This window comes from Oleiphilus sp. HI0043 (genome assembly GCF_001634935.1).
Map to the genome: position 1 here is coordinate 1 of NZ_LWEY01001869.1, position 873 is coordinate 873.

Below are 873 nucleotides of genomic sequence, written 5' to 3' on the forward strand. Positions count from 1 at the left end.
TATAAATTCGATCGCATCAGCCAGATTTGTAATGGCTGCAGTTTCAGTAATCTCAAAACAAATCATTTCCGGAGGAATCGTGCTAGCTGCAAACTGCCCTAGTATAAACTCAAGGAATGAATCATCACTTAAAGAGTTGCCAGACAAATTAATTGAGAAGCCATCAGATTTAGCAACAGACTCTTCATGTGTCTCCATCCAACGCAATACGTTATGTATCACCCAGCGGTCAACCATCGCCATTCGTCCAAAGTGTTCTGCTGCTTCGATCAACATAACAGGCGGCAATACCTGACCATTATCCCTAACACCCAAAAGAATTTCGTAATGAGGCTTGGCATTGGGGTCGGTGGTGATCGGACGAATTTCCTGACAGCGAAGTGTCAGCAATTCATCGAGATCCTGATCAAGCTTTTGAACCCACTCCAACATCTGATCACGCTTGTGCTGGTCTTTGTCTAGCGCTTCATACAGTACAACGCGATTTCGCCCATGCTCTTTAGCAGAGTCGCATGCGACACCCGCTTTTCGCATCAAGGTGTCGTAGGAGTCAATTTCAACTTCAAAATCGGCAACACCAATACTCACCGTCGTATTGATAGCATGGTCTTCCCAAGTAAAGCTTTGCGAACTGACTTCTTTACAAATATTTTCTGCTACATCGTTTGTCGTTTCAAGCGAACAATTGACCAAAATCATACCAAATTCATTACCACCCAAACGCCCGCAAAATGCATCTTCCAGGCCTTGTGCTTTAATGGTCTGAGCAACATGCTTCAATAAAGCATCACCAGCATGATGCCCATAGCTGGTATTGGTTAAATTGAACTTATCGACATCGATATAAATCAAAGTCGCTTTACTTTGATTAGT

Annotated in this window: 1 protein-coding gene; it reads right to left on the minus strand. The window is 43.2% G+C overall.

Annotated elements, in window-relative coordinates:
- Window positions 1-873, minus strand: an 873-nt coding sequence (locus A3729_RS28695; RefSeq protein WP_156498212.1) for a diguanylate cyclase domain-containing protein, incomplete at both ends; no start/stop codon positions are given.